At 71.9% G+C, this 12,687-nt stretch carries 14 protein-coding genes; 7 read left to right on the top strand and 7 right to left on the bottom strand.

Features of this window, described 5'->3' with window-relative positions:
• Positions 1 to 196: 196 nt before the first annotated feature.
• Complete coding sequence (locus ACXKZF_RS12185; RefSeq protein WP_488984360.1) at positions 197 to 658, bottom strand: GNAT family N-acetyltransferase; 462 nt, start codon at positions 656 to 658, stop codon at positions 197 to 199.
• A gap of 87 nt (positions 659 to 745) precedes the next feature.
• Between ACXKZF_RS12185 and ACXKZF_RS12180 the strand changes: the two genes are divergently transcribed.
• Entirely contained in the window at positions 746 to 1,675 is a 930-nt protein-coding gene (locus ACXKZF_RS12180; protein WP_488984359.1) for a helix-turn-helix domain-containing protein, read from the top strand.
• A 5-nt stretch (positions 1,676 to 1,680) separates the two neighbouring features.
• Here ACXKZF_RS12180 and ACXKZF_RS12175 read toward each other — a convergent pair whose 3' ends face one another.
• The gene (locus tag ACXKZF_RS12175; protein WP_055956241.1) at positions 1,681 to 1,941 is read right to left on the bottom strand and encodes a hypothetical protein; all 261 of its coding nucleotides are present in this window, start codon (positions 1,939 to 1,941) and stop codon (positions 1,681 to 1,683) included.
• A gap of 139 nt (positions 1,942 to 2,080) precedes the next feature.
• Between ACXKZF_RS12175 and ACXKZF_RS12170 the strand changes: the two genes are divergently transcribed.
• Positions 2,081 to 2,239, top strand: a complete 159-nt coding sequence (locus ACXKZF_RS12170; protein ID WP_488984358.1) for a hypothetical protein — start codon at positions 2,081 to 2,083, stop codon at positions 2,237 to 2,239.
• A 99-nt stretch (positions 2,240 to 2,338) separates the two neighbouring features.
• On the opposite strand, the gene ACXKZF_RS12165 is transcribed toward ACXKZF_RS12170, so the two are convergent.
• Positions 2,339 to 3,355: an epimerase gene (locus tag ACXKZF_RS12165; RefSeq protein WP_488984357.1), complete on the bottom strand. Its 1,017-nt coding sequence runs from the start codon at positions 3,353 to 3,355 to the stop codon at positions 2,339 to 2,341.
• An 87-nt stretch (positions 3,356 to 3,442) separates the two neighbouring features.
• Between ACXKZF_RS12165 and ACXKZF_RS12160 the strand changes: the two genes are divergently transcribed.
• Both ACXKZF_RS12160 and ACXKZF_RS12155 read left to right on the top strand, forming a co-directional pair.
• Complete coding sequence (locus tag ACXKZF_RS12160; RefSeq protein ID WP_488984356.1) at positions 3,443 to 4,039, top strand: hypothetical protein; 597 nt, start codon at positions 3,443 to 3,445, stop codon at positions 4,037 to 4,039.
• Positions 4,040 to 4,295: 256 nt separating this feature from the next.
• Positions 4,296 to 5,705 carry a PepSY-associated TM helix domain-containing protein gene (locus ACXKZF_RS12155; protein WP_488984355.1) on the top strand — a complete coding sequence of 470 codons (1,410 nt, stop codon included), beginning with the start codon at positions 4,296 to 4,298 and terminating at the stop codon, positions 5,703 to 5,705.
• A gap of 112 nt (positions 5,706 to 5,817) precedes the next feature.
• On the opposite strand, the gene ACXKZF_RS12150 is transcribed toward ACXKZF_RS12155, so the two are convergent.
• The gene (locus ACXKZF_RS12150; RefSeq protein ID WP_488984354.1) at positions 5,818 to 6,231 is read right to left on the bottom strand and encodes a GNAT family N-acetyltransferase; all 414 of its coding nucleotides are present in this window, start codon (positions 6,229 to 6,231) and stop codon (positions 5,818 to 5,820) included.
• Positions 6,232 to 6,325: 94 nt separating this feature from the next.
• Here ACXKZF_RS12150 and ACXKZF_RS12145 point away from each other — a divergent pair, with 94 nt between their 5' ends.
• The gene (locus tag ACXKZF_RS12145) at positions 6,326 to 7,654 is read left to right on the top strand and encodes a Cpe/LpqF family protein (protein ID WP_488984353.1); all 1,329 of its coding nucleotides are present in this window, start codon (positions 6,326 to 6,328) and stop codon (positions 7,652 to 7,654) included.
• Positions 7,655 to 7,723: 69 nt separating this feature from the next.
• On the opposite strand, the gene ACXKZF_RS12140 is transcribed toward ACXKZF_RS12145, so the two are convergent.
• A complete protein-coding gene (locus ACXKZF_RS12140) occupies positions 7,724 to 8,200 on the bottom strand; it encodes a hypothetical protein (RefSeq protein ID WP_488984352.1) in 477 nt (158 codons plus the stop codon).
• A gap of 151 nt (positions 8,201 to 8,351) precedes the next feature.
• Between ACXKZF_RS12140 and ACXKZF_RS12135 the strand changes: the two genes are divergently transcribed.
• Complete coding sequence (locus ACXKZF_RS12135) at positions 8,352 to 9,344, top strand: aldo/keto reductase (RefSeq protein ID WP_488984351.1); 993 nt, start codon at positions 8,352 to 8,354, stop codon at positions 9,342 to 9,344.
• Between the two features lie 65 nt (positions 9,345 to 9,409).
• Here ACXKZF_RS12135 and ACXKZF_RS12130 read toward each other — a convergent pair whose 3' ends face one another.
• Together ACXKZF_RS12130 and ACXKZF_RS12125 are read right to left on the bottom strand one after the other, a co-directional pair.
• Positions 9,410 to 9,862, bottom strand: coding sequence for an SRPBCC family protein (locus ACXKZF_RS12130; protein ID WP_243224066.1), 453 nt, complete (start codon positions 9,860 to 9,862; stop codon positions 9,410 to 9,412).
• A 796-nt stretch (positions 9,863 to 10,658) separates the two neighbouring features.
• Positions 10,659 to 11,867: an NAD(P)/FAD-dependent oxidoreductase gene (locus ACXKZF_RS12125; protein WP_488984350.1), complete on the bottom strand. Its 1,209-nt coding sequence runs from the start codon at positions 11,865 to 11,867 to the stop codon at positions 10,659 to 10,661.
• A 223-nt stretch (positions 11,868 to 12,090) separates the two neighbouring features.
• On the opposite strand from ACXKZF_RS12125, the gene ACXKZF_RS12120 reads away from it, so the two are divergent.
• Positions 12,091 to 12,450: a sugar ABC transporter ATPase gene (locus ACXKZF_RS12120; RefSeq protein ID WP_488984349.1), complete on the top strand. Its 360-nt coding sequence runs from the start codon at positions 12,091 to 12,093 to the stop codon at positions 12,448 to 12,450.
• Positions 12,451 to 12,687 lie beyond the last annotated feature (237 nt).

Raw genomic sequence — 12,687 nt, 5'->3', positions numbered from 1 at the left:
TTCGACGGGCTCTCGGTCCCTTCGACGGGCTCAGGGACCTGTGCGCGCCTCAGGGCCTCATGCGCGGCCCGGGGACCTGTGCGCGCCTCAGGGCCTCATGCGCGGCCCGGGGACCTGTGTGCGGCTCGGGGGAGCGGCGCCCGGCCCGGGGCCGCGCATGGACAGGTGGCTGAGCCTGTCGAAGCCACCGGTGGAGTCAGGCGAGAGCCTTGCGGTAGAAGATCTCGCCGTCGGCCGTCTCCTCGGTGCGGTGATAGCCCTCCCGCTCGTACAGCCGCTGATTGGCCTCGCTCAACCCCCCGGTGAACAGCTCGGCCTCGGTCGCGCCGGCCTCGCGGCCGCGCTGCTCGACCGCGTCGAGGAGTAGCGTTCCCAGGCCCTCGCCCTGCTGATCGGGTGCGATGGCCAGGCGCCCGATGAGCAGGAGCCTGCCATCGAGGCGCGCCCGCACCGCCCCGACGATGCGCTGCTCCGTCACGGCGACGCAGCCGAGGTTCTCGACGAGTTCGGCCCGCAGCTCTTCGAGGGTCTGCGTGAGCGGCGGCATATCGGGGTCGCCATAGATGAGGGCTTCGCTCACGAAGGCGGCGCGCTGGATGGTGAGCACTTCCCCGGCGTCGTCAGGGGTGACGGGGCGGATGGACGGCGAGTTCGACATGCGAGTTCCTCCGGAAGGGGATGAGGTGTCAGGTTAACTATCATGGGCACCGAAGCACCGGCATTTCGCCGGTCGATCAATCTCCCCATGAACGACTTCTTCGACACGAGCGTCCGAACCGCCGACCTCGCCGCGACGCAGGCCTGGCTGCAGGAGCACTACGGCCGCGTCGATGTCCAGGCGGAGCGGGCGTCGTTCGCCGAGCATGCGGTGGGGGACGGCGCGTTCTCGATGCGCCGACTGACGTGGGCGTGCCGGGCGGAGGTGGTCTACGAGGCGGATCGCTTCTACTTCGCGACCTCGACCCCCGGCTACGCCTGGGTCGTCGGCTCGGAGTCGGGGGACTACAGCGTCGATCCGGGCCTCGTGCAACCCGGGCAGGAGCTCGTGGGACGCCCGCGCCACACCACGGTGCAGCTCGTCGCCTTCGACGTGGCCTGGCTCACCGAGTCGGCGCGAGCGATCTACGGCGACGAGTCTCTGAACGTGCGTTTCGCCGGAGCCGAGCCGGTGTCGCGGCGCATGCGGGACTACTGGCTCGCCACCGTCCGCTGGGCGCAGACCCAACTGCCGGTGATGGCGGAGCCCCTCGCTCGTGCGCACGTGCGACGGTCGCTGGTAGCCGCGACCCTGGAGGCCTTCCCCCTTGCCGGCGACCCCCGGGAACGCCGTGCCTCGGCCTTGGAGCAGGCGTCGATCTACACCTCGGCGATGGCGTGGATCGACGATCATGCGTCGCTGGCCATCACGGTCGACGACGCCGCTCGGGCCGTGGGGACATCGACCCTGGGCCTGCGGCGCGCTTTCGTCGCCAACGGCCAACTCGCCGACAACCCGGAGGAGTACCTCGCGGCCGCCCGCGTGAGCGCGGCGCACGCCGATCTCATCGATGCGGATCCGACCTGCGTCACGGTCGACGAGGTGGCCACTCGGTGGGGCTTCCTCGACCGCGCCGCGTTCGTCGCGGCGTACCGCGCCGCATACGGCTCAGCGCCCGAGACCACGCTGGACCGCTGAGCGGCTCACCGATCGCGGTCGGTGTACTCGCCGGGATCGTCGATGTCTTCGCGCGACTCGTCGCCGCCCGGCAGCTGCACATCGGTATACGCGCCCGCCTCGTCGGACCGGGGTCGCTCCTGGGTGCCGTCGACGTTCTGACGGTCGACGTACTCGCCCGGCAGGTCGGCGCTCCCGCGATCGGCCGTCCCGTCCGGCAGCTGCAGATCGGTGTACTCGCCCTCTTCGGGTCCCGTGCCGTGTCCGTTGACATCGCGTTCAGCCATTGCCGCCTCCTAGATCGTGGTGGGTCGACGCTAGACCCGCCCGGGCGCCGCCGCAGCGGTCTTGACAGGTGCCCTGTGGCGCACGTGCCGAGGTGTCAAGGCCATGGAAGAGGAATCTGCGTCGGCGCAGGCTGTGGTCATGCCTGCTCTCGCCATCCTTCTCGTCATCGTCGGTCTCGTGCTGCTCTTCCTCGGCATCTTCGTCGAGGCCGTGAAGTTCCTGCTGTGGATCGGCCTCATCATCCTGATCGTCGGGGCCGTCATGGCGGTCCTGCGCTTCGTCCGCCGGAAGGTCTGACGCGGCCCGCCGCGGACACGGCATCCGTCGTTCTCGCTGTCCTCCGGGCTCACCGACCGCGAACGCGGGGTCGGCTCCTTCGGGTCAGGGGGAATCGATTCAGACCGAGAACAAGTCGCGTGCCCGCGGCCTGCGCGAGGCGGCAACCGCGTCGAGCGCGGAACCGAGCTCCGGGTAGCTGAAGGAGAAGCCCGCCTCGGTGAGCACGCGCGGAACCGCCCACCGGCTCTTCAGGACCAGTTCCGGTTCGTTGCGAAGAAGGGCCATGGCGGGGTCGAGCATCCACCGGAAGGCCGGGAGCCCCAGAGGCATCCGGGCCACGCGCCGAATCTCGCGCATCAAAGTGCGGTTGTCGCTGACGCCGGGTGCTGCGAGATTTATCGGTCCCGAGACGTCGTCGCGGTCGCGAAGGAAGCGGACGGATGCCACGACGTCGTCGATGTGGATCCAGCTGAAGCGCTGTCTCCCCGACGTGCGGTGCCAGCTCGACAACACCGCGCCGGTGGGGTGGGCGCCGATGCCGCGGTAACGGCGGTGCGGGAACCACCAGCTGTCGATCTGCGGTCCGCCGAGCCCCAGGCGTCCGAGCGCGAAGAGCATGCGGGTCGCGGGCCCGTCTCCGAGGACGATCGCCATGCGCAGCGCCACCCGCCGGGTCGCGGGCAGGTCGCCGGCGAAGAGGGCGCGCTCCCAGCTCGTCGCCACGTCGACCGAGAAGCCCTCGCCGATGACCCCGTCGATCTCGTCGTTGCCGCGTTCGGTCTCGTGCCGGTAGACGGTGGCGGTGGAGGCGTTCATCCACACGCGCGGCGGATGCGCGGCCGCGGCGACGGCCGCGTGCAGTTCACGGGTCGTGTCGACGCGGGAGCGCAGGATCTCGTCGCGGTTCGCGTCGGTGTACCGGCACGACACGATCTTGCCCGCGAGGTTCACCAGCACGTCGGCGCCGTCGACGAGACGCGAGATCGCGGCGGCGTCTCCCCACACGGCGGACCCCGTCCGGCCGACGGTGAAGACGTCGTACCCGTCGTCCTCGAACGCCCGCGTCAGCGCCCGTCCGACGAAGCCGCTCGCCCCGGCGATCACGACGCGGCGCGCGGTGGGCGGTCGGGTCACGGCGTCCTCCTGGGGTCGGTGGATTCAGCCTAGGCCCCCGCGGCGCGCGCTCCTGATGCCGCCGACCCGGCTGACACAATGGATGCCATGCGACGACACGACCGGGGCGCGCGCGTCGCGCGCGGAGCTGTCGCCGCATCCCTCGCCAGCTTCGTCGCGCTCGTGTCGCACGTGTCGGCGGGGGGAGCGGTCCCGGGCCCGGTCGGCATCGTGGTGCCGCTCGCCCTGTCGTTCGTCGTCTGCGTGGCGCTCGCCGGTCGGCGGCTGTCGGCGTGGCGGCTGGGGTTGTCGGTCGCGGTCAGCCAAGCGTTGTTCCACGCCCTCTTCGTGCTCGGCAGCTACGACCTCGCTGCCGGTGTCCACGCGCACGGCGGTGTCATCCCCGTCGTGGCGGGCGGTTCGTCGGCCCCGGCGTTCGCCATGGATGCCGACATGGCGGTGGGGCACCTCGTCGCCGCCGTCGTGACGACGCTGGCCCTGCACCGCGGCGAACGGGCACTGGCGGGGCTGCGGGCGCTGGCGTGCGCCTGCGTCGCCTGGGTGCGGGCGCGCGTCCGCGTCAGCGCGTTCGTTCCGGTCCCGGTGCGGTGCGTGCGCGCCGCGATCGTCGCCGTCGTCACTCCGGTCTCGACGGTCGTCGTGCGAGCGAGCGCTCGTCGGGGACCACCGGTCGCGGCATCCTGAGTCCCGCCCCGCCCGTTCGAGCGGTGGGGCGGTCGGTCGCCGTGCCGGGTGCCGTCGTGCGCCCGCGGGGGCTGTTCCGCGTCCTCACCGGGCGCAATTCGACCCATGAGTGCCCGCCGTCCGCGATGACCCGCGTGTCATCGCGCGGGCGGCGCGGTCCCGGTGCTGCCCTCGTGGCCGCCGGATGACGGGTGCTCCGCACCTGGAAAGTGATCTCGCAGATGTCTCCTCTGTTCCCCATCCCGGCGGTCCTCCCGTGACCGCGACCCACTCCCCGTCCACGGGTGCCGCCGTCTCGCCCGACCACCCCCGCTCGGGCTGGTTCCTCCCGTTCCTGCGGCGCCTGCACTTCTTCGCCGGGCTCTTCGTCGGGCCGTTCATCCTCGTCGCCGCTCTGAGCGGGACGCTGTACGCCCTCACGCCGACCCTCGAGAAAGCGATGTACGCGCACGAGCTCACCGCGTCGTCGACGCAGACCGTCAGGCCCCTGGCCGATCAGATCAACGCCGCCGAGGCGTACGTCGGAGGCGGTACGCCCGTGGCCGTGCGCCCGGCACCCGCGGCGGGTGACACCACCCGGGTGATGTTCGCCGACGACGCCCTGCCCGAGAGCACGACGCGGGCGGTCTTCGTCGATCCCGCGACCACGGAGATCCGGGGCGACCTCCCCGCTTACGGTACGAGCGGCGCGCTGCCGCTGCGGCACTGGATCAGCGACCTGCACCGTTCGCTGCACCTGGGCGACGTCGGCCGCTGGTACAGCGAGCTCGCGGCATCCTGGCTCGGCATCGTCGCGCTCGCGGGGCTCGGCCTGTGGATCGGGCGGTTCCTGGCCACGCGCCGGCGATCGACCCGTCGGGTGCGGGGCTATCGGCGACTGATGCGCTGGCACTCGGGAATCGGGGTCGGGGTCGTGCTGGGCGCGTTGTTCCTCTCGGCAACCGGGATCACGTGGTCGACGTACGCGGGAGCCAACGTGGCCGACCTGCGCGCGGCGGTCGGGTCGGGGACACCGGCGCTGGTGACGACCCTCGACGGCTCGGCCGCGGCCGGCGAGCACGCCCATCACGGGGGAGCGCATGAGCCCGCCTCCGCCGCGGACGCCGAGACCTTCGACGAGGTCCTCGCGGTCGCCCGCACGGTCAACGTGACCTCCGGCGACCTCGAGATCCGCCCGCCCGCGGCAGAGGGGATGGCGTGGGTCGTGCAGGAGATCCACCGCAGTTTCCCGACCGAGGTGGATGCCGTGGCGATCGACGCCTCGACCATGCGGGTGACCGACCGGGTCGATTTCGCCGACTACCCCCTGCTCGCCAAGCTCTCCCGCTGGGGCGTCGATCTGCATATGGGCACGATGTTCGGGCTCGCCAACCAGCTCGTGCTGTTCGCCCTCGCGATCGGTATCGCGGCGCTGGTCGTGCTGGGCTACGCGATGTGGTGGAAGCGGCGGCCGACGCGGGGGCTCGCCACCGCGCCCGCGCGGGGCATGCTGCGACATGCGCCGTGGTGGGGTATCGGTGCGGTGCTCGTCGCAGCGGTGGCGATCGGGCTGGTGCTGCCGCTGGTCGGCTTCACCCTCGCGGTGTTCGTCGCGATCGACCTGCTGCTCGGGTGGCGCGCCAGACGCGTGTCGCCGTCCGAGCGGCGTGAGGCCGCGTCGCGCTGAGTCGGCACCGGCCCTCGCGTCCGCGGCACCGGCTCGTTCCGCCGCGGCACCGGCTCTGGGAGCTGCCCCGCGGAGTTTCGCGCTGGCACGGTGCGATGTGGCCGCCGGCGGGTCAGGCGAGCAGCATGTGCATCGTCACGGAGCCGTTGGTCGGCTGCTCGAAACCCAGGCTCCGGTACAGCGCCTGACCCGGCGGATCGGCCAGCAGCGTCACGTACGCCCCCTCGGGGGCCTTCGCGCGGATCTCCGCGAGAAGGTCCTCGAGGATGCGGCGCCCGAGTCCACGCCGTTGGTGCGAGGGCAGGGTCGCCATGTCGGCGACGAGGAAGTACCACCCGCCGTCGCCCACGACGCGGCCCATCGCGACGGATCGGCCCGTGGCATCCACGATGCGCCGCCAGGCCCAGCTGTTCACCAGAGCCGGTGCCCCCTGCTCAGGGCGTTTGGGCGTCAGGCCCGATTCACGGCGCAGCTCGAGATAGTCGTCGAGGCTCGGGGCGAGCGGTTCCAGCCGCAGATCGTCCATCGCTCCAGCCTGGCGCATCTCCGTCTCGCGAGGGAGGTCCGGCCGCCGGCCGCTCCGTAGCGTGGGACGTCCCCCCCCCCCGGAAAGGATCCCCGTGACTCTCGCCCGTCGCCTGGCCGCCGCCCTCTCTTTCGTCGCCGTCGCCGCCCTCACCGCGTGCACGAGCGCCGCCTCCGACGCCCCCGCCTCCGCGGCGGCATCCGTGGAGGTGCCGTCGACCCCGGTGGGGGAGCGCGTCACCTGGATCATCGACGTGCTCGAAGCCGAGGCCGATACGACGGCGAGCGAATGGGCACGTGTGCTGCACGAGGACTTCCGGTCCCAGGTGTCGGCCGAGGACGTCGCCGAACTTCTCAACCGACAGATCCGTCCGGCGGCCCCGTTCACCGTGACGGCCTACCAGGGCACCGAGACGCAGGCCGTGGCGACGCTCGCCGGGTCGGTCGGCGACCCCTTCGACCTCTCGCTCTCGATCGATGGGAACGACCGCATCACCGGCATGGTGTTCGGCCCCGTCGCCGCGCCGTGGGAGCCCTCGACGTCGTGGGAGGAGCTGGAGCAGCGCCTCCGCGAACTCCCGGGCGAGGTGAGCGCGCTCGTGCGGCGCGGAGACGCCGACGTTGTCTCGATCGACCCCGACCGGTCGGCGCCGCTGGCCTCGGTGTTCAAGCTGTACGTCCTGCTGGCGGTGGCGGATGCCGTGGCCTCCGGCGACCTGGCCTGGGACGAGACGCTCGTGCTCGGTGACACCGATCGGAGCCTGCCCTCGGGTGAGCTGCAGGACGCCCCGACCGGCACCGAGGTATCGGTGCGCGAGGCGGCGTCGGCGATGATCCGCATCAGCGACAACACCGCCACCGACCTGCTCATCGGCCGTCTCGGGCGCGAGCGCGTCGAGGCGGCGGTCGCGCGCAGCGGCCACGCGGACCCGTCGGCGCTCGCGCCGTTCCTCTCGACGAAGGAGCTGTTCACGCTCGGCTACGGCGACGCCGCCGTGCGCTCCGAGTGGGATGCCGCCGACGACGCGGGCAGGCGCGCGCTCCTCGACCGCATCGATGCCGCGCCACTGGCGGTCGCGGTGGCCGACGTGACGACCCCGGTGTGGCAGCAGGGCTTCGAGTGGTTCGCCTCCTCCGCCGACGTCGCCGCCGTGCACCGCGCGCTCCAGGAGACTCAGGATGCCGAGGTGCTCGGCATCCTGAGCGAGAACCCCGGTCAGGGGCTGGACGTCGGATCCTGGCCGTACGTGGCCTTCAAGGGCGGGTCGAGTCGCGGTGTGGTCACCGGCAGCTGGTTCGTTCGCGACGAGGCGAGCGAGGCGACGGTGGTGCTGATGATGGCGGATGCGGACGTGGCGGCCGTCTCGGCGGCGACGCCGACGTTGTTCCACCTCGCGGAGGACGCATTGCGCCTGGCGCGATAGGTCGCCGCCCTGCGCGGGGAGGTGCCCGCCCCGCACGCCCGTGCGAAGAGGTGTTCGCCCCGCGAGGGCTCAGTCGTCGTCGGAGTCGCCGAGTCCCTGGGCGATCTTGCTGGAGGCCGCGGAATCGCGGCCGACACCGGGCTGGAACTTCGCGATCGGGTCGTCGGCGTCGACGTGGGGCTCGCCCCCGTCGCGCACCGGCGGGGAAGCCGGGGTGCGGTCGCGGTCGGTGGGATCGTCGTCCGCATCGGCGGCGTCCGCCTCGCCGTCGGTGTCCTCGGTGTGGCGCGAGGTGGAGCCGCCGTCGCCGTGATCCGTGCCGCGCTCGGTCAGACCGTCCGCTGCGCGCGTCCCCACGCCGGGAAGGTCGTTCTGGCTCGAGATGTTCTGCAGACTCGCTTCGTCGTCGGGATCGATCCCGACGGCGCCGACGGCACCCGAGTCCGCGCCGGCGGCGCCCGCGGGCACGTCGGCGGTGAGGCCGTCCGATTCGGGGACGAGGTTCTCTTCGTCTGCTCCGGGCAGGCGGTCGGCGGGAGTGTTCATGGTCGTCCTTCCGTGGGTGTGCCGCAACGTTAGGCGCGGCGCCGGTGGGGCGGGCCGGGGTTGCGCTGGGTCGCACCGCGGCATCCGTTCCCGCGCGGCCCTGGTATCGGAGGGGCTGGATAGGCTCGACGAAGCATCGAAAGGAACCGCAATGCAGCAGCGTCCCCTCTCCCGTACCGGCCGCGAGGTCTCGGCCATCGGCCTCGGCACCTGGCAGCTCGGCCCCGACTGGGGCGGGGTGAGCGAAGACGACGCGCTCGCGGTGCTCGCGGCGGCGGCCGACGCGGGGGTGACGCTGTTCGACACCGCCGACGTCTACGGCGACGGGCGCTCCGAAGAGATCATCGGAAAGTTCCTGCGCGGCACGGATGCCGCGAACATCACCGTGGCGACCAAGATGGGCCGGCGCGCCGAGCAGTCGCCCGAGCACTTCACGATCGAGAACTACCGCGGCTGGCTCGACCGATCGCGGCGCCTGCTCGGCACCGAGACGCTCGACCTGGTGCAGCTGCACTGCCCGCCCTCGGCCGTCATCGACGACGACGCCACCTGGGAGGCGCTCGACCAGCTCGTGGCCGAGGGGGTCATCGCGGCGTACGGTGCGTCGGTCGAGACGATGGACCAGGCTCTGTCGGCGCTTCGCCGGCCGAACCTGACGAATCTGCAGATCATCTTCAACCCGTTCCGCCTCAAGCCCCTCGACGAGGTGCTCCCGCTCGCGGTCGAGAAGAACGTCGCCGTCCTGGCACGCGTTCCCCTGGCGAGCGGCCTGCTCTCCGGCAAATACACCGCTGACACGACGTTCGACAAGGACGACCACCGCACCTACAACCGCAACGGCGAGGCCTTCGACAAGGGCGAGACGTTCTCGGGGGTGCCGTTCGACGAGGGCGTGGCCGCGGCCGACGAGCTGAAGGCGTCGCTGCCCGAAGGTGTGACGCTGCCCGCCGCGACTCTGGCATGGATCGCGTCGCGAGAGGGGATCACCTCGGTCATCCCGGGCGCGCGCTCGGTGGCCCAGGCGGCGTCGAACGCCGCGGCCGCCGACCTTCTCGACGGCGACTTCGACCTGGCCGCGTTCGATGCGGTCGTGCGCGAGGTGTACGACCGGCGCCTGCGGGCGGAGATCCACCCGCAGTGGTGATCCCCGAATGACAGAAGCCGGGCCCGTCCATTATGGACGGGCCCGGCTTGCGTGGAGGGGTGACGTCAGCTGACGTCGCCGCGCCAGGCGCCGGACTCGGCACCACGCGACTCGATGTACTCCTTGAAGTTGTCGAGGTCCTTCTTCACCGAGTGGTCGTCGGCGCCGAACACGGCGCCGAGCTTCTCGAGGAGGCCGGTGGGCTCCCAGTCGATCTGCACGGTGACACGCGTCTCGTCGTCGGACAGACGGTGGAAGGTCACGACACCGGCGTGGTTCTCGTCTCCGCCGACGCTGTTCCAGGCGACGCGCTCGTCGGGGTGCTGCTCGGTGATCTCGGCGTCGAACTCGCGCTCGGCTCCGCCGATCTTCACCTTCCAGTGCGTGAGGGTGTCGGTCTTCTGCGTGATCGACTCGACGAAGCTCATGAAGTGAGGGAACTCCTCGAACTGCGTCCACTGGTTGTACGCGACGCGCACGGGAACGTTGACGTCGATGGTTTCGATGACCTGTGCCATGGTGTCCTCTTTCGTATAGGTTCCGGGGCTGCCCCCAGTCTTCGCGCGGTGCGGCAGACGCCCCCCGGGGTTGAGGGATCGGCGTTCGTGCCCTATACGCGCGCCGGCCCTGCGGGAACGGCGGTGGGGCGCGCGCGGGAACGGCGGTGCGGCGCGCCTGGCGGGATTGGCGGTGTCGCGGTGGTCACCCGCATAAACACGATCTGCGCGTGTAAACGCGGTGTGAGCATGTTTGTGGGCGCGAATCGTGTTTATGCGTGGCAGTGGCGGGGCACCCTCGGCGGGAGCGGCGGTGCGCCACCCCCGCGGGTACGGCGGTGGGGCGCGCCCGAGGGAACGGCGGTGGGGCGCGCCCGGCGGGAGCGGCGGTGCCGCGGTGGTCACCCGCATAAACACGATCTGCGCGTGGAAACGCGATGTGCGCGTGTTTATGGACGCGAATCGCGTTTATGCGTGGCAGTGGCGGGGCACCCTCGGCGGGAGCGGCGGCCGAGCACCGTCAGCGCGCGTGCGCGCCCGGGCACCCCCAGCGTGGCCGCGGCGGGGCACCGACAGCGTGCGTGCGACGCCCGGGCACCCCCAGCGTGGCCGCGGCGGGGCACCGACAGCGTGCGTGCGACGCCCGGGCACCCCCAGCGTGGCAGCGGTCGAGCACCGTCAGCGTGCGTGGGCCGCCCGAGCACCCAGCGTGGCAGCGGCGGGGCACCCACAGGCGTCGCGTTGACGGCGTACCCCTTGCGTGCATGCAGCGACGGCCCCTACCGAGACCGCGGCGGCGGGGACGGGGGCATCCTGGTCAGGCGAGGCCGCGCAGGATCAGGTGCCAGTACACCCACGGCAGGATGCGGCGGTCGGCGATCCACGACAGGCGGCGCTCACGGTACAGCGAGCGCCAGAACGGAACCGTCGGTTGCAGCCGTCCCTCCCGGTCGAACTCCGCGAACACCACGGTGCCGCGCGACACCGTGAAGGGCACGACGCTGTAGCCGTTGTACTTCGCTGAGAGCGTACCACCGTCGCGCACGGCTTTCATGTTCTTCACCAGCGCTTTCGCCTGCTGCCGGATGGCCCCGCCCGAGCGTCGGGTGGCGACGGCGGCGGCATCCCCCACCGACCACACCTCGGGGTGGCGCACGTGCTGGAAGGTCTCGGGGTCGACGTCGACGAACCCGTGCCGATCGTCGGATGCCGCCAGACCGCTCCCCGCGATCCACTCCGGCGCCCGCTGCGGCGGGACCGCGTGCAGAACGTCGTACGACAGCGTCTCCTCCGCGTCACCATGACCGATCACGAGCGTGCCCGCTCCGGCATCCACCGAGCGGAGTTCGCGGCTGTAGCGCACCTCGATGCCGTACTCGTCGAGCTTTCGCTGCAGTTCCCGATCGATGGCGGGGATGCCGAAGGGCACGGGGTCGGGGCACACGAACACGACGCGGATGTCGTCGCGCACGCCGATCGATCGCCACCAGTCGCATGCCAGGTACATCGGCTTCTGTGCCGCGGCGCCGCAGGACGCCGGCTCCGGCGGCTGCGTGAACACGACGGTTCCCGCGCGCAGGTCGCGGAGCACCGGGGATGCCTTCGCGGCGAGGTCGTAGTCGTAGTTCGAGATACCGGTCGGTTCAGACATGGCCTCGGGGAGACCGGGTACCTGCTCCCAGGCCATGCGCATGCCGGCGCAGACCACCAGCTGGTCGTAATCGAGGTGCTCGCCCGAGACGAGGTGCACGCGCTGCGCGTCGGCATCCACGGTGAAGACCTCGTCGCGCACCCACCGGACCCCCGAAGGGATGACGTCGGCCTGACGACGGACAGCCTCGGAGGCGCGCGCGGCACCGCCGGCGATGTGGGACTGCAGGGGCGCGAACACGTGTTGCTCGCGCGGCTCGATCACGGTGATCTCTCCGACGCGGGCGCGATGCAGGCGGCCGGCGACCGACAGCCCGGCGTTGCCACCGCCGATGATGACGATCTGTTCAGGCGCGGTGGGGCGGGAGTCGTTCATGGGGGATCCTCTCGTCTCCCTCACGCTCGTCTGCGGTGCCGCGCGGCGCCAGCGCCTTGACAGCGACCTCGCCGCCGACTGTGGCGCGCGACCGGTGGGGTGGTCCGGGCATGACGGACCGCGCCCGGCGCGTGTCAAGGGGCGGGGGGGAGCCGGGCCCGGCGTGTGGGATGAGAGCACCGCTGATCCTGGCGGCGACCCGCGTCCGACGGAAGGACCCCCCATGAGCGACGCTTCGATCGACCCGACCACCGCCGAGACGACCCCCGCCGCCGACGCGGGGCTCGCGGGCGTGCAGCCCCTGCGCGACGGCGACACGTCCATCGAGCCCGACCCCGCGCTCGACCCGGCGCAGGCCGAGTGGGACGCGACCACGGCCCTCGACGAGGGGGCCGACCCCGAGGACATCAACCCGGCCACCGCCACGGGTGCCGACCCCGCTGAGATCCCCGCCGACGACAGCGACATCCCGCTGGAGGACATCCACCCCCTCGACACCGGCACCGACTCTCAGGGTCAGGACCCGGGCGTCGTCGAGCTCGGCGAAGAGGGCCAGGGCGACCTCGCCCCCGAGGACCTCTGAGAGACCTCCGACGCCTCGGGGGTTCGCCGCGGCGGCTCCCGGGGCATCGCTTCGTATGCGCCCGTCCGGTGCACAGGAGCGGTGTGTTCTGACGACACGCCGTGCAATGGTTCGCCGGAGCGGCGTGTCGCCCGCGGTCCCCGCGGTTGTGTACGTGTGGGCGGGGCGCGGCGCCGCCGGTGGCACGTGTGGGCGAAGCGCGGCCCCGCCGGTGGTACGTGCGGGCCTGGACGCGAG

The organism is Microbacterium sp. ABR10 (genome assembly GCF_057812175.1).
The sequence above is the reverse complement of the archived record's forward strand: the minus strand, read 5'-3'. Positions and strand labels throughout refer to the sequence as shown.

Coding starts and splice junctions, on each gene's coding strand:
- ACXKZF_RS12185 (WP_488984360.1), bottom strand. CDS start 658: ATGTCGAACTCGCCGTCCATCCGCCCCGTCACCCCTGACGACGCCGGG.
- ACXKZF_RS12180 (WP_488984359.1), top strand. CDS start 746: ATGAACGACTTCTTCGACACGAGCGTCCGAACCGCCGACCTCGCCGCG.
- ACXKZF_RS12175 (WP_055956241.1), bottom strand. CDS start 1,941: ATGGCTGAACGCGATGTCAACGGACACGGCACGGGACCCGAAGAGGGC.
- ACXKZF_RS12170 (WP_488984358.1), top strand. CDS start 2,081: ATGCCTGCTCTCGCCATCCTTCTCGTCATCGTCGGTCTCGTGCTGCTC.
- ACXKZF_RS12160 (WP_488984356.1), top strand. CDS start 3,443: ATGCGACGACACGACCGGGGCGCGCGCGTCGCGCGCGGAGCTGTCGCC.
- ACXKZF_RS12150 (WP_488984354.1), bottom strand. CDS start 6,231: ATGGACGATCTGCGGCTGGAACCGCTCGCCCCGAGCCTCGACGACTAT.
- ACXKZF_RS12140 (WP_488984352.1), bottom strand. CDS start 8,200: ATGAACACTCCCGCCGACCGCCTGCCCGGAGCAGACGAAGAGAACCTC.
- ACXKZF_RS12135 (WP_488984351.1), top strand. CDS start 8,352: ATGCAGCAGCGTCCCCTCTCCCGTACCGGCCGCGAGGTCTCGGCCATC.
- ACXKZF_RS12130 (WP_243224066.1), bottom strand. CDS start 9,862: ATGGCACAGGTCATCGAAACCATCGACGTCAACGTTCCCGTGCGCGTC.
- ACXKZF_RS12125 (WP_488984350.1), bottom strand. CDS start 11,867: ATGAACGACTCCCGCCCCACCGCGCCTGAACAGATCGTCATCATCGGC.
- ACXKZF_RS12120 (WP_488984349.1), top strand. CDS start 12,091: ATGAGCGACGCTTCGATCGACCCGACCACCGCCGAGACGACCCCCGCC.